Raw genomic sequence first — 19,639 nt, forward strand, 5'->3', positions numbered from 1 at the left:
CCATCAACGATCCTGGCCGAAGATTATGGCCTAAAAATGAACTTCAACCGGTGCACATCACCGAGCATCTGCGGCGGCAGGCGCAGTTTGGCACATGTCGGGCTTAAAACAGCCTGGCGGGCACGCTCAGCGAAAACCTGAAAGACGGGATCAGATTCCGCCCGCCGCATTGTATCGGCGGATAATTCCGCGCGACGCGCAACGCCCTGCGCATCCACGGTGATTTCCAACGCGGCGGAAAAACTTGCGTAATTCTGCGCGGCTGTATCCTGCGTATAGCACCGCCGCACGCCCTGCCCGATGGCCCCGCGCTGCGTCGGCGTCAAGGCGCTCGTGATATCCCCTTCCGGCGCGCCAGCCCCTTTCGGGGCACCACCCTGTTTCGGATTGGCACGCGCCTTGGGCGGGTGGGTCTGCTTCTGATCAACGCGAAACGCATCAAGTGTTGAAAGCAGGGAATGGGAATCCGTCTGCATTTTCTTCGTCACATTGGGCTGCGTGATGTGAGATGGCTGGAAAATTTTAGGCGGCGCAACGTCCCTGCGGGTCAGGGCCTGAGGCGGCACCACCTGGTGCGCTGCGGATGGCGGTGAAGGCGGGGTCGGGACAGTCTTGATCGGCTCCGCATCGTCATCCGGGAGCTTTTCCATCGGTTTGAGCTCCGGCAATGTCTGTGCGTCACTTGTCGCCGCGGGAGGGATGGGCGGCGGCGGTGGCGGGGCGGGCGGTGGCTCCTCATTCGGCACGTCTTTCGGCACGTCCGGTGAGGGCGGCGCATCCTCAGTCACAGGCGCAGGGGCAGGCGATTTTTCTTTCGAAAGCTGATCGGATTTATGCGGGATCGACGGTGGCGCATCCACATCCAACGTGACATCGACGGAGTCAGGCGGAGGTGGCTCCGGCGGGACGGATCCATGCATATAAATGACAATCCAGAGGATCACGCCAAGATGCAGCAGCCCGGACGCGACAGCTGAACGCCGGAAACGCCGCGTATCCGCAGAGAGAGGACGGTGCAATTTCGACCCCTTCCCCTATTGGCCCGCCGGCTGTTCCCGCGTGTCAAGCGCGATGCGTTTGAAACCGGCCCCCGCGATCATGGCCATGATACGGGCCACCTGGCCATAACTCAGCCGCAGATCCCCCCGCACATGGATGCGCTGCTGCTGGTCATCATGCACGCGCTCACGCAATTGCGCGACGAGATCCTGCTCCGCCACCGTATGGTCATCCAGATAGATCGTTCCATCCTCTTTGACGGAGACATTAACGGGTTTGACATCGACATTATGCGGCGCGGCGCTGGATTTCGGCAGATCGACATTGATACCGCTTGTCAGCATTGGCGCTGTCACCATGAAGATGATCAGCAGCACCAGCATGACATCGACAAGCGGAGTGACGTTGATTTCCGCGCTGGGACGAAAGCGACGCCCCCGCCGCGACCCTCCGGCAGATGGCATGCCCATTCTTCAGCTCCGCTCTTCTGACTGACGGGACAGGATCGCGGCAAACTCAATCCCGAAGGAACTGAGACGCTCCGCGAAGAGGTCCAGAGCGCCGCTGGTAACGTTATAGGCGACATAGGCAGGAATGGCCGTCAGGAGCCCGATCGCGGTGGCGAAAAGCGCCTCGGAGATACCCGGCGCGACGACGGCGAGGTTGGTGTTGTGTTGCGCGGCGATGGAGCCGAAAGCATGCATGATGCCCCAGACTGTCCCGAACAAGCCTATAAAAGGCGCGACCGGGCCGATTGTCGCCAGCGCGATCAGCCGTTTGCCGAGGCGATCCATCTCCCGCGTGACGGTGATGGTGATGGCGCGGTCGACACGTTCCCGCACGCCGCCACGGCTCATATCCGCACCGTTGATCCGGGCGGAGCGCCGCCATTCCCCCATTGCCGCGCCGAAAACGGCGGCCATGGGGTTGGAGGGTTTCGCCCCTTCCGCTTCATAAATATCGTCGAGACTGCCGCCGGACCAGAAGCGCTCCTCAAAAGCGTCCGCTTCACGATTGACGCGCCGGACCGACATATATTTTTCAATAATGACGGCCCAGACAAAGGCGCTGCAGAAAACGAGCCCCAGAATGACAAGCTGCACGACGATGGATGCGTGCATGAAAAGGTGCAACGGGGACAGGTTGATCGCTTGCGCCCCCAGATTTGCTGTATCTACCGTACGATCCAATCCAACCTCCCTGGGGAGGCCCGCCTCCCCGTATACACCTCAGGACTCGCGCCCTGATTTTGCTTTCTTTACGATGATTTGCCGCCCGCGTCACCTATCGAGATGGGCCGCACGGTACGCACCCAACGCCGAGACAATCTGCGGCGGGAAACGCCCGGGCCTGTTCGTGGCACGATCAAGGCAGACAAGCTCAACTTCCAGACGCGCACATTCTTCGCCCTTGCGCTCAAGCACCTGCCTTATAATCGATCGCGAGATGGAAGTTTCCATTTCCTCCGAGCAGACAGTGATCTCATCATCAAGGTAAATCGGCTTGCGATAATGGACGGTCAGGCTGCGCACGAGAAAGACACGTCCTTCCTCCTCCGCCAAATGCTGGAGGGAAATCCCATTCTGGCGCAGCAGCTCCGTTCGTGCACGGTCAGCGAAATGCAGATAGCGCGCGTGATAGACAATCCCTGCCGCGTCCGTGTCTTCGTAATAAATACGAATGGAGAATTTATGGCGCATCAATGGATCCATCAAGCGGGAGGTCACTTTGCATCACGGCATTTCGGGGCGGTTTCAGGCCCAGATGCGCCCAGCCCCGTTCACCCAGGACGCGCCCCCGCGAAGTGCGCATGATCAATCCCTCCTGAATTAAATAGGGCTCAACAACATCTTCTAGACTGTCGCGCGCCTCGGACAAGGCAGCGGCAAGTGTTTCAATTCCGACCGGCCCGCCATGATGAAATGTCGCAATCCGCATTAGATAACGCCGGTCCATCGCGTCCAAACCGATAGGGTCAACCTCAAGCCGCGTGAGGGCCGCATCCGCCATTTCCCGCGTGATGGCGCGGTCTCGCGGTGCCCCCACAGCCGCGAAATCCCGCACGCGGCGCAGCAGGCGTCCGGCAATACGCGGCGTCCCGCGTGAGCGACGGGCGATTTCCGCGGCGCCGTCTTCGGTCAGATTTACTCCAAGGCGCGCCGCACCGCGACTGACGATCGCACGTAGCTCCTCCGGTGAATAAAAGATCAGCCGTAACGGAATGCCGAAGCGATCCCGGAGGGGCGTGGCCAGTAGACCGGCACGCGTCGTGGCAGCGACCAGCGTGAAAGGCGGCAGGTCAATCCGCACGGATCGCGCCGCGGGCCCCTCACCAATGATCAGATCAAGCCGATAATCCTCCATCGCGGGATAAAGGATTTCCTCGATCGCTGGCTGCAGGCGGTGAATTTCATCAATGAAAAGAACATCACGCGGCTGAAGATTTGTCAGAATAGCGGCGAGATCCCCGATCCGTTGAATAACCGGCCCGGATGTCGCCCGGAAACCCACCCCCAACTCCCGCGCGACGATTTGGGCAAGGGTGGTTTTACCCAACCCCGGCGGGCCGTGGAGAAGCACATGATCCAGCGCATCGCCACGCGCCCTCGCCGCCTGAATGAAGACGGAGAGATTCTCACGACTGGCGCGCTGGCCCGTGAAGTCATCAAGCGTTTGCGGCCGCAATGTGCTTTCGGAAAAATCATCCTCTTTCCGTTCCGGGTCGATTATACGGTCCGCCGGGGCGCTCATCGTCCGAGTTCTTTCAGCGTCAGCCCCAGGATTTTCTCGAGATTCGCCCCTTCATGGGTTTTGATAATGCGGGTCAGGACATCCCAGACTTCCACCCGGCGGAAACCGAGGCTTTCCAGAGCTGTCATGGCGTCCCCCTCAAGAGAGGAGGATGTGCCCGGCGCTGACGGACCCGCGACCGACGCGGAATCAGGCAGGCTCGCCGTTTTTGCCGATAGCTCGGAAATGATGCGGCTTGCCAGGCGCGGCCCGACCCCTGTCGCGCGGGCGAGCTGGGCCTTGTCGCCACTGGCGATGATCAGCGGCAGGGCCTCTGGCGGGCAGACGGAAAGGATCGCGAGCGCGACCTTCGACCCCACGCCCTGCACTGTCGTTAGGGTGCGGAACCAGGCGCGCTCCCCCTGTGAAGCAAAACCGAAAAGCTGGATCGCATCTTCACGCACATGCGTCTCGATCAGCAGCGTCGCTTTCTCGGATGAAGGCGGCAAGTGCGATAAGGTCGGGCTGGATGCGGAGACAACGTACCCCACCCCGTTAACGTCGATCAGGCAGTGATCAAGCTCCGTTGCGACGACATGTCCGACGAGGCGACCAATCATGCCATGCGCCTTCCTCGGGCATAAGCGGCGTGGCTTGCGCGATGATGGGCGTGGCAGATGGCCACGGCCAGCGCATCCGACGCATCTGCTTTTTTAATGATGGCGCCGGGTAGGAGACGCGTGATCATGAGGGTCACCTGTTCCTTCGTGGCGGCACCCGTGCCCACGACAGATTTTTTGACTTGCTTGGCACCGTATTCCGCCACAAGTAACCCCTCATAGGCCGGCACTAAAAGTGCAACGCCGCGCGCATAGCCAAGTTTGAGGGTGGAGGCGCCATTGCGGTTAACGTACGTCTCCTCCACCGCGGCTTCCTGAGGGGTATATTCCCTGATGAGCGCCGTCAACGCGCCGTGAAGCTCACACAGGCGATGCGGCACAGACTCATCACTGTCACTGCCAATCACGCCGGAAGCCACGTGGCGCATATGGTTGCCCTCAACATCGATAATGCCCCATCCTGTAAAGCGCAGACCCGGGTCAATGCCGATCAGCCGCTTCATTCAGGCAGCCAGGGCCCGCGCGACATCGTCAGGGAGGTCGAAATTGGCGTAAACAGCCTGCACGTCGTCATTATCCTCCAGCACGTCGATCAATTTAAGGACAGAACGCGCCGTTTCCTCATTCAGCACCACGCTGTTTTCCGGCCGCCAATCGAGTTTTGCGGCCTTTGGCTCCCCGAAACGCGTTTCAAGCGCGTCGCGCACGGCAAAGAAGTTCTCCATTGCGCAGATGATCTCATGCCCGTCTTCGGAAAGGAGGACATTATCGGCGCCCGCTTCAATCGCGGCGTCCAGCATCTCCTCCTCACTTGCCACCTCGGTCGGGAAGCTAATGACACCGACATGCGCAAACATGAAGGAAACGGAATTGCTCTCACCGAGTGAGCCACCATGTTTTGAGAAAGCAGCGCGCACTTCACTCGCTGTGCGGTTACGATTATCCGTCAGACCTTCCACAATGATGGCGACGCCCGCCGGGCCATAACCCTCATAACGCACTTCGGTGTAATCATCCCCTGCCCCCGCCCCTGAGGCTTTTTTGATGGCCCGCTCGATATTATCCTTCGGCATGTTGATTTCACGCCCGGCCGTCATGGCCGCACGCAGACGCGGATTGGCCGTCGGATCCGGTGAGCCGGAGCGCACCGCGACGGTAATCTCGCGCAGGACTTTCGCAAATTGCTTGGCGCGTTTCGCATCCTGCGCACCTTTGCGGTGCATGATGTTTTTGAATTGTGAATGGCCGGCCATTCCTACCCCCGGGCTAAGCGTGTCACGCCAATCGACCATGACAATGTTTGAATTTTTTGCCGGACCCGCAGGGGCACGGCGCGTTACGTGGCGTTTCTTCCATCGCGTTGAATGACAAAATTTCGGGCGACGGGTCCTTATCCGTCCGCGGCACCACATTGCCATCCACTCCGATGACCTCATCATGCGCAAAGGTCATCTGAGCGCCAAATACATCCTGTCGCGTCTCCGCAAAAGCCTCCGCCTCACGCGGGGAGAGGATTTCAATGCGGGAAAGTGTGGATGTTGTCCGATAACGCAACTCATCCAGCATATTGGAAAAGAGGTTAAAAGCCTCATGCTTATATTCATTTAACGGGTCACGTTGTCCATAGGCGCGGAGGCCGATCCCTTCACGAATCTGGTCAAGGGCATGGAGATGCTCTTTCCAGACGGAGTCGAATGTCGTCAGCAGGGCCTGCTTTTCGATGCTGCGCATCAGGGCGGGGCCGATATTGGCAGCGCGGGCAGCGGCGGTTTGCGTCGCCAGTTCCTCCACCCGTGCGGAGACGACATCCCGATCCACGCCATCCTCCTGCGCCCAATTCTGAACCGGAACATCAAGGGCGAGAAGTTGATGCAGATCCGTTTCAAGATCCGCACTCTCCCATTGTTCGGGGAAGGATTTATCAGGGATACGCGCCGCGACCGCATCCTCAATCGCGTGGGCGCGCATTTCCTCAATCACGCTGGAGACATCCTCCATCGCCATATATTCACGCCGATGCTGATAAACCTCCTTGCGCTGGTCATTCATCACATCATCATATTTGAGGATGTTTTTGCGCAGGTCGAAATTGCGGGCCTCGACTTTTTTCTGTGCGCGCTCCAACGCTTTATTGAGCCAGGGATGGACAATCGCCTCCCCTTCTTTCATGCCCAGTTTCTTCCAAAGCGACCCCATTTTCTCACCGCCATAAATGCGCATGAGGTCATCTTCCAAGGACAGGAAGAAGCGTGAACAGCCTGGATCACCCTGACGGCCGGAACGTCCGCGCAACTGATTATCAATCCGTCGGCTCTCATGACGCTCCGTGCCGATCACGAAGAGCCCGCCCAGGGATTTGACGCGCTCATGGTCCTCCGCCACCTTGGCGCGCAAATCGGCCTCACGCGCGGCGCGCTCATTTTCATCTTCAGTGGCGGCGATCTGCTGCTTGATCAGCATCTCGACATTCCCGCCCAGTTTGATATCCGTCCCACGTCCCGCCATGTTGGTGGCGATGGTGATGGAGCCGGAAGCCCCGGCCTGCGCGACGATCTGCGATTCCATCTCATGGAAACGGGCATTCAGCACCTGATGCGGCACGCCACGTTTCTTCAGCAGGGCGGAGAGATGCTCGCTTTTTTCGATGGATGTCGTGCCGACAAGGACAGGTTGGCGCGTCGCCGCGACTTTGGAGATGAGATCGGCCACCGCGTCGAATTTTTCCCGCGCGGTGATATAAATCTCATCATCCGTATCAACGCGGGCGACCGGGACATTGGTCGGGATTTCCACGACATCGAGCTTGTAGATCTCGGCAAATTCATCCGCTTCCGTCATGGCCGTACCGGTCATGCCTGATAATTTCGGGTAAAGGCGGAAATAATTCTGGAAGGTGATTGAGGCCAGAGTCTGGTTTTCAGGCTCAATATCGACTCTTTCCTTGGCTTCCAGCGCCTGATGAAGCCCGTCGGAATAACGCCGCCCATCCATCATGCGGCCGGTGAACTCGTCAATAATAACGACTTTGCCATCCCGCACGATATATTCGACATCACGCTGATAGAGCGTATAAGCCCGCAGGGATTGCTGCACGTGATGCGTGACCGCGACATTTTGCAGGTCATACAACCCGCCATCTGACAGCACGCCCGCATCGCGCAGGGCGTCTTCAACCGCATCCGCGCCCTGCTCCGTCAAAATAACGGAACGCGCTTTTTCATCTTTTTCATAATGCTGCGCAGTTTTGACCAGTTCCGCGACCACCGCATCGACGGCGCGGTAAAGTTCCGACGTGTCATCGGTCGGGCCGGAGATAATCAGGGGCGTCCGGGCCTCGTCAATCAGGATACTATCCACCTCATCGACGATGGCATGATAAAATGGCCGCTGCACCATCTCTGAGAGGCCGTACTTCATATTATCGCGCAGATAATCAAAGCCGAACTCGTTATTTGTGCCGTATGTAACGTCAGCCGCGTAAGCTTCCCGACGCTCCTCATCCGACATGTTGGAGACGATCACGCCGGTTTTGAGGCTCAGAAAACCATAAAGCCGCCCCATCTCCTCCGCATCGCGCCGCGCAAGATAGTCATTGACCGTGACGACATGCACACCCTTGCCCTGCAGGGCGCTGAAATAAGCAGCGAGGGTTGCGACGAGGGTTTTACCCTCACCCGTGCGCATTTCAGCAATTTTGCCAGCATCCAGCACCATGCCACCGACAAGCTGCACATCAAAATGCCGCATGCCGAGCACACGTCGGGATGCCTCGCGACAGACGGCGAAAGCTTCCGGCAGAATTTTTGACGGCGCCTCCCCGGCGGCAATCCGCGCACGGAAATCATCCGTTCTGGCGCGCAATGCGTCGTCACTCAGGGCCTGCATCTGGGGCTCAAGGGCATTGATTTCGGGCACACGCCGCTGAAAGGCTTTGAGCGAACGCTCATTTGCGGTACCAAAAAGCGCACGGGCGAGAGATCCGAACATAATAGTCCTTTTGACAACCAGAAGCTGAACGACTTCAGAAACAAGGCGCGGGATTCTAACACCAGCACCAACTATCGCCAACACCTGCATTTACCGGGTCAAGCCCGATGTCGCGGCTTTGCACCCCCTGCAACCTTGTAGAAAGGCATGCTGGCCGCGTCCTCACGCCTGGGAAGGGGTTTTATTAAATTACGATTATTTAGCCGCCGCGTCTTGTTATGCTACCTCAAAGCCTTCATAATTCGTGACCGACGCAATTCTTTGAGGGTTAAACAACATGCGGCTTATCCGCTCCGCGCTCCTTGGCGCCATGATCATTTCCGGCACAGCTTTGTCGTCCTCGGTTATCGCGGCACCCGCTCCAACGAAATCGACATTGCCTGCCCCCGCAGCAAAAGAAAAAGAAAACCCCCTTATTGCCTCCGTTAATGGCGAGAAGATCTATCTCAACGATGTCAGACAGGCCGCTGCCAACCTGCCCCCTCAGTTGCAGCGCCTCCCTGTCCAGACCATCATCGGCGCGTTGACGAACCAGATGATCAGCCAGAAAGCGGTTCAGATCGCTGCAGAGCGTGACGGGCTGGCCAAGAAGCCTGAAGTCAAGGCCATGATGGAGAATGCGGCAAACAGCGCATTACAGAATGCCTATCTCTCTGAAAAAGTCCGCCCGATGGTGACGGATGCCGCCATCCAGCAGGCTTATCAAAAAGATTACGAAGCCCATAAAAACGATATCGAGATCCACGCCCGCCACATCCTTGTCGCGACGGAAGCGCAGGCGAAAGATGCCATTGCCCAGCTCAAAAAAGGCGCCAACTTCGCTGATCTGGCTAAAAAACTCTCCACCGATAAAGGCACGGGTGCGAGTGGCGGTGATCTCGGCTGGTTCAAGAAAACCGACATGCTTCCGGCCTTCTCGGATGCTGCTTTCAAAATGAAGCCCAATACCGTCAGCCAGACACCGGTTAAAACGCAATATGGCTGGCACGTGATTAAAGTCCTCGGCAGCCGCAAGGCGAAAGTGCCGCCCTTGAATGAGGTGCGGGAGGAAATCCGTCAGCAGCTCGTGCGTGAAGACGTGCAGAAAGTGGTGCAGAACGCCATGTCACAGGTCAAAATTGTTCATTACGATGATAAGGGCAATGCTGTGGCGCCGACCAAGGCGAAATAATTTCGAACAGGCGATCTCAGCCATATTAATCGGGGCCCGGCTTTTACGACAGCATTGTCGGGCCGGGCCCCTTTTGATTCAGCCGCCGCGAAACGCCGCCCCCAACAATTTGCTCTTTAAAGTGCAGAAAAGGACCCAGATCATGGCCAATATCACCTCCGTCTCCCCTTTGGCGTGCCCCTTGCCGTCATTCATACCGGTCAAGGGTGTGCGTCTCGGCGCGTCGGCGGCACAGATCAAATATATGGACCGGCCTGATCTGATGATGATGGTGTTCGACAAAGGCACGTCGGTTGCGGGAGTCTTCACGAAAAGCCGCTGCCCGGGGGCGCCGATTGACTGGTGCAAGGCCTGTCTTTCACTCGGTAATGCGCGGGCGCTGGTCGTGAACTCGGGCAATGCCAATGTCTTTACCGGGCGGGCGGGGGCGCAGGCGACGCAGGTCACGGCCGCCCATGCGGCGCGGCTGATCAGCTGTGCATCATCCGAGGTCTTTCTGGCATCAACAGGGGTTATCGGGGAGATCTTACCCACCCAGAAAATCACTGATGCTCTGCCGAATTTATTCAGCAGCCTCACGGCTGAGGGTTGGGAAGACGCAGCCCGTGCCATCATGACGACGGATACCTTCCCGAAAGCCGTGTCCAGGCAGGTGAAAATCGGCGACACGATGGTGACGATCCAGGGTATCGCCAAGGGAAGCGGCATGGTCGCGCCCGATATGGCAACGATGCTGGCCTTTATCACGACCGATGCGCGTATCGGCCATGACGCGTTGCAGACGCTTGTCTCCAGCTCAGTCGAAACCAGTTTCAACAGCATCACGGTCGATTCAGACACGTCCACCTCGGACATGGTCCTCGCTTTCGCGACCGGCGCCGCCGCAAATGATAAGATCCGGGACGTGAATGACCCGTCTTTTGCCGATTTCCGCCGCGCCTTCACGGACACGATGCAGGAACTCGCCATTATGATCGTCAAAGACGGGGAAGGCTTGAGCAAGCTCATCGAAATTGATGTCTCGGGCGGCGTCGACTCGCATTCTGCAAGGCGTATCGGGCTCGCTGTCGCCAACTCGCCCCTCGTCAAAACCGCGATTTCAGGTGAGGACGCGAATTGGGGCCGGATCGTCATGGCCGTGGGGAAAAGTGGTGAGCCTGCCAATCGGGATACGCTCTCCGTCGGGATTGGCGGTCACTGGATCGCGCGTAACGGCATGATACTTGCGGGATATGAGGAAGCCCCGATTCAGAAGCATCTGCATGGGCGTCACGTCACCATCCAGATTGATCTGGGCCTCGGCAATGGGGCAGCGCGGATTTGGGGTTGCGATCTGACCCATGGTTATGTCGATATTAATGGTTCCTACCGCAGCTAATTTCGGGCGATCTGACGCGTGGCCCGGCGCCTCAAGGTGCGGATGGGGTGCAGAGCAGCACTGTTTTCAATGAGGTCGGAGCCACCATCATGACGCATCCAGATAATTGCCCGCCGGGTCATAAGCCGAGCCTCCCGGATGATATCAGGAAGTCGCTGACCCGGGAGGGGTTCGTTTTCAAAACGGGTCACGAGATGAAGTCTGCCTTCACCGCGCAGGAACTGGAATATTGGCCTCGTTTTGCGGAGAGTTGGAACCATCTCGGGCTCGATCGTTACATGGCGGATGGGGGTCGCTATCGCCGCCGCCGCTACGGGGTTTTCTCGCTGCATCGAGGACATATCACGGCCAAGCAGCACCAGCCGCATTACCAGAGCCGCGACTATAATACGTTGAATGGCGGCGTGCAGAGGTGGTTCAGCCCGGTCGAGGACGCAACGGGACGAAACCCGTTTCTGCTCAAAATCCTCCGTCATCTCTATCATCTCGCCACAGATTTGACGTCAGACGCCGCCCAGCCTGAAAAATGGCATGCGGAAATGCATCAATTCCGGATCGAAGTTGCGGAGGAAGGGACGGGCAATCCAACGCCGGAGGGGCTTCATCGAGATGGTGTTGACTGGGTCTGGGTCATGATGGTGGCGCGGCAGAATGTCGCGGAGGGCGAAACATCAATCCATGATCTGTCGAAGAAGGAAGTCGGACGCTTCACCCTTCGCAACCCGTTAGACAGTGCATTCGTTGATGATCACCGGGTCTATCATGGTGTGACGCCCATCACCCGGGTCGACCCTTCCGCGCCGGGGCATCGTGACGTCCTGGTTGTCACAATCCGTCGCGCCTGATGACATCAAATGAGAGGTCAAAGCTTTTGCTATTATCTTTTTATCGCCGGAGCCTCCTGCTATGCGCCATCTGGAGCAGTGCGCTGGCCCTGAATGCCGTCGAAGCGCGGGCTGCACCCAAATCAGTGACACTTACGACGCCCGCAACGCCGGCAATTGAAAGCCTCGCGCGGCAGCTCAATGCGGAGGCGATAAAGGATGCGCGCAATCATCATGATGACCCGATCATCCTTGTCACCATGGCGGATCTAGGCCGGTCAAAACGTCAGCAGGCGCTTTTCACGCAATTGCAATCGGCGCGGCTGTGCGGTGCCATCGGTTGTGCGACATCCATCTATCTCGGTGATAAAGGTCGCTGGACCGAAGTTTATAACGACGTGACAGGCGACATCACCATTCTGCCCACCGCGCATCACGGGCTTTATGATCTCGGCCTCAGCAAAGGGCGCAAGCGGATCTGGAACGGTACCGAATATATAGACCCGCTTGACCGATGAACTTCTCTGAAAAATGGCCCGGATAGACGGTTTACGGCGCATCACGAATTCAGCGTCACGTCCGTACGGGCCATTCCCTATCGCGTCACGCAATGCATTAATTATTGAGAGACCCGGTTTACCAGCTTAGCCAACTTTCGGCGTGGCGGGCGGAAACACACTGCCATCAGCATGATATTCGCGTCGCAAATAACTGTCATGCGGTCGGTTGGTAAGTATAAGGTTGAATGTCACCTCATCGATAATGCCGTGATCAGAGACGACCCAACTCGTGGGCGTCTCATCCCAGAATGATGAATTATGGACATATCTCGCCGCCACTTCCGGCGGGAGCGCATCGGCAAGGCTTGCCGCTTCCTTTCCGTCAAGAATGCGATTAACCTCTTGAACGGCCTTTTGATGAAGGTCCTGGAGGTCATCCGGAATAATCTCGACAGGCTCATCCGGGAGTTTGGTGAAGGAGAGGCCGATCTGCTCACAATGCTAGCGCATTGCCTGAAAAGAAACGCGTTCAAGCCCGACATAAACGGCGTCACGTTTAAGCTGCACGGCATTCGCGTAAAGCGTCGTCAGAAAAGGCCGATCCAGCACGTCCGATGACACGCTGACATCGCAACATTGAAAGATTTTTCCCCAATGCGCGTGACGCAGCAACTTGTCGCGCTCCGCCGATGTCAGCTTATAGGATGTCGTGTCTTCAATGCGCATTTTGCTTCAGAAGGAGCTGAAAAGGATTTGCGTCAGATATAATTTTTCCTGCAGCATATCATGGTAGAAGCCGCCAATATCGGAATGCACACCCGGTAATTGCAGCTTCCTGGCGTAATCAGGCGTCACGTGATTCAGGGAGTAATTTTCCCGCGCTTCATGAGCGGCGGTGATATGGAATATGTCGGCGGCCGTCGCATCATCCAGAGCGATATTCACGTCACCTGTTTTGCTGTCGCCCACATCGACATCCCACTGTGAAAGCGCAAGCATTGACGCAACACTATCGAACAATCCGATGAAACGGATCTCCGGCACGCCATATTTCTGCGTGTCGAACACGGAGAGAAGATTCCGGTCCTGATTCTCCACCCTGTTCGCAAAATGCCGAGCTGAGGTCGCCCCGCGGCTGAAGCCGAAAAGACAGAGTTCGACCCGCTCAAAATCGGCTTCCAACCCTGCAAGCAGGGCTTTGATCTGTTGCACCGCATCATCTGTCTTGGCAATGACGCCCGTCTGGGTGGTGAAAGGCGCTGACCAGCCCGTCGCCATCATAAAGACGGAGTCAGCCTCGCCCGCCTTCGTGCCGGCACCCTCCACGTAAGTTTTGACCTGATAAATATGGCTGTCGATCCGGCCTTCCTGAAAGCTCTCATAAAGCTTCCAGATATTAGTTGTGCAGCTGACTTTACTTGTTTCTTTATTGTAAAAATATGCCTTAGGAATGATGCTATCGCCGGTTAGAGCATATAGACTTTGCCTGAATTGTGGACCTGAGGAAAAGGCGCCTGATGCTTCATGCTATTATAGGCGTTACATCCGGTCCCATCGAAGAACACGCCAATCCGCAATGTTTTTATGGCGCTTTCATCATAGGACATAATCGACTCAATTTTGCAGTCGGCCCATTGATTCCAATGTCCGATGACTTTCCCGCCGATGGAAAGCTTACATTTGCGACCAATCTTGAAAGGCCCGATAATGCGCGTTTCTTCCCCCAAAGAAAATTCCTGCGCGAAGATGATGTCCTCATGACCATTTGATACAGTCTTGATTTTGAGATCAATCGTCTGCTGTGCGTAAATACCCTGTATCTTAACGAAACATTCCGTATAAAAGCGAGTGATATCGTCAGACAGGTTTGTAATTTCCGCATTATAGACACCAGCAGAAAATTCCAGCACAAAATTCTCGAATTTTCTTTAGTTTTGCCATTTAAAAATCTCTTTATTATTATTGTTGTTTTTACGATTTATTTTAACTTTTTTTGCCAGTTCAATCAAGATATTTTACATTGAGCATTTTAACTGCAATGCTTTGAGCTTCAGAGAAGTAAAGACTAAATTTCTCTTAACATCCAATATTCTTCTCCAATTTCTTTTCTTCATGCTCCTTTTATCAAAGCCGCGTTAACGCACAACGCCGTGTCGTCAACACGGCGTTTTCTGCGCATCTCTGCACGGACCGTCTGCCCCCTCGCCCGCCGGACCGTAAATCGGCCCCGAAAGCGCGACGGGGCCGATAGCGTCATTCCGGTATCGCCATCAAGCCGCGACGGCCTCAATCTCGGCTGGTGTTTTTTCCAGAGCGGTCAGATAGGGGCCGCAATTCAAAATTCTGACATGGAGTAATAATGAGGCGCATAATTGCGTGGATTGATCAGGCACCCGCAAAACGGCGCACCCATCTGTCCACCTTGCGGCGGGGTGCTCGACACCATGCCATCCCGGCGCATCATCGGTGAAATGATGTGTGACCTCCATGATGTGCTGCGGCCCGATCAGATGCACCGCCCCCACCAGCACCCCCAGCACACGCCGATCATCCACATAAGGACCAATCACATCACACGGACGGCTCGCACGGCTGGCAAGGCACACCGCATCCACATCCTTCGGCAGATTGAAAACATAGCCCCCCTCCCGATGCGAGACAGGCCACAGCGCCATACCATTGGGCAGAAGCAGGTGGAAATCCGCATCCATCGTCACGCCCGCCCCCGCACGTGCCGCCGCCGGCAATGCCACAAGCCGCTCACGGCATACATCAAGCCCGGCAAGGCGCGCACATACAGGCTCAACCTGCTCACGCGTCACAAAAAGCGGGGCCGCAAGCGCCGACACTGTCTTCGGACGCAGGCCCACAACGCCATGCCCCGCGCTGAAACGCGCCCGGTTGCCCGTATCCAGATATGTCTCCACAGCCAGGCCCGCCGCACTGACAATCGCGTGCTTCTCCGTCTCAAAATGATGAAAACGGTATGTTGGCAGCTCACGCTCATAGGCAATGCTGCCCCCATTGACGAGCATACGCACAGGGATCAGCCCGCCATCCACAAAAACGCAATGTTCCGACGTCACCAGAACATCCTCAAACGGCGCACCCGGGCCGAAAGCATCCTTGACGATGCGCACAGCGTAGCCCGCAAGGTCACCGGGGACATCCGCCCGGCACGTCACGTCGCCCTCACCCACCCAGCGCACGGGTGCGGCCACTTCCGCGCCGTCCTCATAGGTGATGACAAGGTCGCCAGGCGCCAGTTCTTCAACCGGGCGCCAGCCTTGAGGCGTCTTGATCCGCGTGCCAGACAAAAAGCATGTCTCAATGTTCGTGCCGCCATGTCCGTCCGGATTTACCGTGAGATCCTGCCCATCCTTAAGGTTTTTCCCGGAAACATGATCAAATATGAGTTCATGCAGCCCACTTGACCTGGCATTGGCGGATTTTGAGGCGGTTTCATAAAGTATATGGATTTTGCCCGCTTCATAATAAGCCCGCTTGACCGTCATACCTTCCTGTTTGAGGCCCTCGACATCGAGCTTAACCCCATCGCCGAAATTCTCGATTTTGACCTTGATGTGAGTCACGGTTTGCTCGGAGGATAGCTCCCCCTTAAAATTGATCGAACAACCCGCCTGTGAAGCTTCATCGCTGACAGTGACCGTGGCGGTCGCGCTTGAACCATCCTCGAAGGAAACCTGCGCTCCGGCGTCGAGCAGGATTTTGGGCGTGATATTGACGTTTTTTGAGACCCATAACGTCACGCCCGATTGGAGGTGAATCACACCATTATCGGCATCCCCTCCAACATCTGACGTGAGTTTGACAACACCTTTGCCTGAAAGGGTCAGGACGCCGCTCACCTTCAGCCCTTTTCCGAAGGTCAGCTCGGCTGAAGATGCGCCGAGGTCAATCGTGCCACCTTTATCGGTGACTTCCCAATGACCCTGGGGACTGAACGTACCGGCCTGTTTGATGATCAGCTTGCCGCCATCCAGCTTCACCGTCACATTTGACCCGACAGAAAAAGACGTGCCGTCAAAAGTGAGCGCGCCCGAAATCTCCGTCGTGCCGCCAGTGAGGTCGAGCGCTTTGATGGTGACCTTGTCTGTGATTTTCAGCGTGCCGGCTTGCTGCGTTAGCTTGTCGAGCGTCCCGCCTGTGAGGCTGACCGTGCCGGAATTGCCGGTTTGCAGGGTCAGGCCCGTCATGTCCGCGCCGAATGCGCTATCGGCAGAACTATTGACCGTCACCGCGCCAAGCGTGCCACTCGCGAGATTGACCCTGCCTGCGCCTGAGATGGCCAGCACATCATTTGTGTAGGTGATGGTTTTAACGGTCAGGGCGCCACCGCTGACGGTGAGTTTTATCTTGATGACAAGGCTATCGAAGCTCAGCGAACCGCCTTTCACCTCAAGTGTCGAGATCGTGATCGTATTGTTACCGCCGACAGTGCCCCCATTGACGGTAAGACGTGTCACAGAGGCGTTTTTCGCTGTGAATTTGAGTGTGCCGGCCGTGACCGTGATGGTCGTTAAATAGGCGTCCGTCAGGGTGGTGACGCCCGAATTCCCTGCTGTCAGGGCGAGGGTCGAGAAAGATGCGCCAATAATGTTGTCTGACGCGCTGGATATGGTGACGTCCCCGAGATCACCGCGATCGATCTGCGCGGCGCCCTTTCCCGAGATTTTCAATGTGCCGTTGCATTGCAGCGTTTCCGCCTTGAAGGACCCGGCGCTGACCAAAGCGTCCCCTGAAACTTTGACCCACGATGCGTTGAATGTCCCACCATTCTGGGTGAATTGATCAATCGTAAGCTCGTTGGCGTAGGAGGTGCCGGATGTCGCCTTGAATGTGCCGCCATTGATTGTAAGGGATTTCAAGTGATCCCCTGTGTCACACGATACCTTGCCATCATCCATTGTCAGAGGCGCATTGAGCGTGACGGACTTGCCGAGTTCCAGCACACCATCACGATTGACGACCTTGATTTTCCCTAAATTCTTCGGGTCTGTGATCTTTGCATTGTCGGCTAAAGTCAGCGTGCCGGAGACGTCGTCCCCGCCACCCAGTTTAAGCGTGCCATTCAGGCTGATTGTCCCACTGAACTTTGCTTCGACGCCATATAGTGGCTGCTTATTCACCAGGGTTTTATTGCCGACCGCAGTCGATTTACCACCGATACCAAGATTGTAAAAAGGATTATAACCGAGTGTCAGATTACCAATCGTCGCACCGTCGGAGCATCGGACTTCCGATTTGTGCCAGTCATAATCCCTGTAATTTCCGAAAACGGCCATTTCACCCGTCCCGGTGAAACCGTGTCCCCCGAAATTGAGGAAGTTCGAGACAGCCATGTGCGTCCCGGCAGAGAGGATAAAGCTGTGATAACCGGTATTGAGGGAGCAGACATTCCACCCGATGACGAAATCACCGGTAAAGGTCGTCCGCTCACCCACAGTGAGCCCTGTATAGGAGTCGAGGACGATGATCCCTGAACCTTCCGTTTTAATGGTGGTGTCGTCACCGCAGTTGATTTGACCGCCCGTAAAAACCTGAGCCCAGAGATAGGTCGTCAGGGAATAACCGTTTCTATACGTGACGTCGGCAAGATGAGGACGATACCCGGCTGCGGAAAATAAAAAATTGGCCGCTTCACCCGTGTAACAGTAAGTAGAATGCGCTGCCATCTGGAGATCAAACTTGGCAGAGAAAGCATTCGTTACAGTCAGCATCATTTTTGCATCGATTGAAATGCCGAGACTGCCCGCCGGATTGACGATTTGCCCACTGATTTTACCGGAACTATGGAAGTGAATCCCCGAAACACCGGAAATGCCGATCGCCAGGATGGGGCACGCGATTTCGGTATTTTCATAGGCGTCCCACTCAATGGCATTCGGGATAACCAGACATTGAAGATTTGATTCTTTATCATATTCGACGGGAATTACTTTATTAATTTCTTTGAATAGATAAGGTAATACTCTCGATTTGAATTCTTCGTTGAAATAACTCAGGGTCCAAAAAATGGGTCCGCCGATATAAACGCGTGTCTCAAACTTGTTGGGACGACCCCATTGGTCAAACTTCCACTCAACAGCATTGAAATTTGTCGAGCGTTGCGCTGCGACACCTACAGCGCTCAAGCGGTATTTCTTAAGCTGCTCATCCATTGCCGCGGATGGGTCGAGACGTTTCTCCTCCCTGTCTCTCAGATATTTTCGTGCTGTTGCCGGTATGTTGTCAGTCTTGTTCTGCGTCACTTCACGATCTCCCTGAATCAGCGCGACGCCGACCGAATGATGTGAAGCGCCCGGACAGAAGTCACATGGCCGGATCGGACAATTGCGAAGGGAGAAGATCGCAATTGCGCGCCTCACCTGGCGTCGCGTCACCCAAATTTTCTGGGCCTATTAGATTCATGGTAAAAAAAGTTACAGTAAGTTTTGTTAAAAACTGATTCATCTTTTGGTAACGAAATGACATTTTCGCGCTTTGTGATTGATATTAACAGATAGTTTCCGCAATTCCTGGAATTTGAAAACTGTTTTACTTTTATTATTGGCGCATGATACCGTTTACTTTTACGGTTATGAAAGCTTCATGCAAAACAATATCGAGATCAGACGGTCGATTTGGGCCGATCAGGCGCCATTATCCAATCGATGAGCAAAGTGAGACTGTATTTTCGGGATGGCGCGTTCCGCTTGGCAGGATCGCCTGTTCGCAGACAGGACCTGAAATATTCGCGCCCCTCGCAAGACGATGATTCGCATTTATAGAGTCATCTATGGCGGGCGGGATAAATGATATCGTCACATGCAGAGACGCATTGCTGACGAGAAGCTCGTCACAATACGTCGCATTGTCCCCCAGGGCCGTCATGGCGGGCGAGCGCTGTCAGGTCAGGAATGCGCGAGCACCTTGGCCGCCGGTTCTTCGGCGCCCGCACCGTCGTGATCCGCAACTGGCGATGATGCAATGAATTCGATGAAACGCGAACATTGTTCCGCGGCGGTCGCGCGATCACTTTCGGACCGGATCTCTTCGAATTTCGGTCGTAAATGGTTGGAGATGAACGTCCTCTTCTCACTCTCCCAACCGGTGGCGGCGGTTGAATAAGGGAGGCCGTCACGCGAGGTCTGTTCCCTGCGCATTCTCAAATGTTGCGCCTGGCTTTCAATATCTCTGAAACATTCCCGAGTGAGCCGGATGAGCCTCCTTGTTTCGCCGCGTCGTCTGAAAATCTGCAACATGCGCAGGAAAATAAGGATAAGCGCCAAAGCGGATACGAGGGAGATCATAAGGTAAATTTGATGCGGTCCCATGGAAATCGGAATCACCCTTGTGTTTTTATATTTTCCTCATGCGATTTCATATCAAGCCACCGTTGCAACGGGTGGTTGTCCTATCGAAAACTT

Annotated in this window: 18 protein-coding genes; 4 read left to right on the forward strand and 14 right to left on the reverse strand. The window is 55.9% G+C overall.

All coding sequences use genetic code 11. The annotated features are described in order from the left end of the window. Positions 1-23 precede the first annotated feature (23 nt). The 9 genes from N5W20_RS05170 to secA form a co-directional block, all read right to left on the reverse strand. Positions 24-1,019, reverse strand: coding sequence for an energy transducer TonB (locus N5W20_RS05170; RefSeq protein WP_319806106.1), 996 nt, complete (start codon positions 1,017-1,019; stop codon positions 24-26). A gap of 15 nt (positions 1,020-1,034) precedes the next feature. After that, a complete protein-coding gene (gene tolR, locus N5W20_RS05175; RefSeq protein WP_319806107.1) occupies positions 1,035-1,469 on the reverse strand; it encodes a protein TolR in 435 nt (144 codons plus the stop codon). A gap of 3 nt (positions 1,470-1,472) precedes the next feature. Then, positions 1,473-2,120 (reverse strand): protein TolQ, encoded by a 648-nt coding sequence (gene tolQ, locus N5W20_RS05180; RefSeq protein WP_408869437.1) that lies wholly within the window; start codon positions 2,118-2,120, stop codon positions 1,473-1,475. Positions 2,121-2,279: 159 nt separating this feature from the next. Next, complete coding sequence (locus tag N5W20_RS05185) at positions 2,280-2,699, reverse strand: YbgC/FadM family acyl-CoA thioesterase (protein WP_319806109.1); 420 nt, start codon at positions 2,697-2,699, stop codon at positions 2,280-2,282. After that, on the reverse strand, positions 2,689-3,750 hold the full coding sequence (gene ruvB / locus N5W20_RS05190) for a Holliday junction branch migration DNA helicase RuvB (protein WP_319806110.1): 1,062 nt from the start codon (positions 3,748-3,750) through the stop codon (positions 2,689-2,691). The genes N5W20_RS05185 and ruvB overlap by 11 nt, the downstream gene beginning before the upstream one ends. Beyond that, the gene (gene ruvA / locus N5W20_RS05195; protein ID WP_319806111.1) at positions 3,747-4,349 is read right to left on the reverse strand and encodes a Holliday junction branch migration protein RuvA; all 603 of its coding nucleotides are present in this window, start codon (positions 4,347-4,349) and stop codon (positions 3,747-3,749) included. The genes ruvB and ruvA overlap by 4 nt, the downstream gene beginning before the upstream one ends. Further along, complete coding sequence (gene ruvC / locus N5W20_RS05200; protein ID WP_319806112.1) at positions 4,346-4,852, reverse strand: crossover junction endodeoxyribonuclease RuvC; 507 nt, start codon at positions 4,850-4,852, stop codon at positions 4,346-4,348. The genes ruvA and ruvC overlap by 4 nt, the downstream gene beginning before the upstream one ends. Next, positions 4,853-5,602, reverse strand: a complete 750-nt coding sequence (locus N5W20_RS05205; RefSeq protein WP_319806113.1) for a YebC/PmpR family DNA-binding transcriptional regulator — start codon at positions 5,600-5,602, stop codon at positions 4,853-4,855. A gap of 22 nt (positions 5,603-5,624) precedes the next feature. Next, positions 5,625-8,336, reverse strand: coding sequence for a preprotein translocase subunit SecA (gene secA / locus N5W20_RS05210; protein ID WP_319806114.1), 2,712 nt, complete (start codon positions 8,334-8,336; stop codon positions 5,625-5,627). A gap of 277 nt (positions 8,337-8,613) precedes the next feature. Here secA and N5W20_RS05215 point away from each other — a divergent pair, with 277 nt between their 5' ends. From N5W20_RS05215 to N5W20_RS05230, 4 genes are all read left to right on the forward strand, one after another. After that, positions 8,614-9,507: a peptidylprolyl isomerase gene (locus tag N5W20_RS05215; RefSeq protein WP_319806115.1), complete on the forward strand. Its 894-nt coding sequence runs from the start codon at positions 8,614-8,616 to the stop codon at positions 9,505-9,507. A 142-nt stretch (positions 9,508-9,649) separates the two neighbouring features. Further along, positions 9,650-10,885 (forward strand): bifunctional glutamate N-acetyltransferase/amino-acid acetyltransferase ArgJ, encoded by a 1,236-nt coding sequence (argJ, locus tag N5W20_RS05220; protein WP_319806116.1) that lies wholly within the window; start codon positions 9,650-9,652, stop codon positions 10,883-10,885. Positions 10,886-10,974: 89 nt separating this feature from the next. Continuing rightward, on the forward strand, positions 10,975-11,730 hold the full coding sequence (locus N5W20_RS05225; RefSeq protein ID WP_319806117.1) for a 2OG-Fe dioxygenase family protein: 756 nt from the start codon (positions 10,975-10,977) through the stop codon (positions 11,728-11,730). Positions 11,731-11,756: 26 nt separating this feature from the next. Next, positions 11,757-12,227 (forward strand): hypothetical protein, encoded by a 471-nt coding sequence (locus N5W20_RS05230; RefSeq protein WP_319806118.1) that lies wholly within the window; start codon positions 11,757-11,759, stop codon positions 12,225-12,227. Positions 12,228-12,710: 483 nt separating this feature from the next. Here N5W20_RS05230 and N5W20_RS05235 read toward each other — a convergent pair whose 3' ends face one another. From N5W20_RS05235 to N5W20_RS05255, 5 genes are all read right to left on the reverse strand, one after another. Further along, the gene (locus tag N5W20_RS05235; protein ID WP_319806119.1) at positions 12,711-12,935 is read right to left on the reverse strand and encodes a hypothetical protein; all 225 of its coding nucleotides are present in this window, start codon (positions 12,933-12,935) and stop codon (positions 12,711-12,713) included. Between the two features lie 6 nt (positions 12,936-12,941). Further along, complete coding sequence (locus tag N5W20_RS05240) at positions 12,942-13,664, reverse strand: phospholipase effector Tle1 domain-containing protein (protein WP_319807842.1); 723 nt, start codon at positions 13,662-13,664, stop codon at positions 12,942-12,944. Between the two features lie 11 nt (positions 13,665-13,675). After that, positions 13,676-14,119, reverse strand: coding sequence for a hypothetical protein (locus tag N5W20_RS05245; RefSeq protein ID WP_319806120.1), 444 nt, complete (start codon positions 14,117-14,119; stop codon positions 13,676-13,678). 360 nt (positions 14,120-14,479) lie between these two features. Then, on the reverse strand, positions 14,480-18,613 hold the full coding sequence (locus N5W20_RS05250) for a Hint domain-containing protein (protein WP_319806121.1): 4,134 nt from the start codon (positions 18,611-18,613) through the stop codon (positions 14,480-14,482). Between the two features lie 510 nt (positions 18,614-19,123). After that, positions 19,124-19,546: a hypothetical protein gene (locus N5W20_RS05255; RefSeq protein ID WP_319806122.1), complete on the reverse strand. Its 423-nt coding sequence runs from the start codon at positions 19,544-19,546 to the stop codon at positions 19,124-19,126. Positions 19,547-19,639: the final 93 nt, after the last annotated feature.

The sequence above is a fragment of the Candidatus Kirkpatrickella diaphorinae genome (assembly GCF_025736875.1).
GTDB lineage: Bacteria > Pseudomonadota > Alphaproteobacteria > Acetobacterales > Acetobacteraceae > Sorlinia > Sorlinia diaphorinae.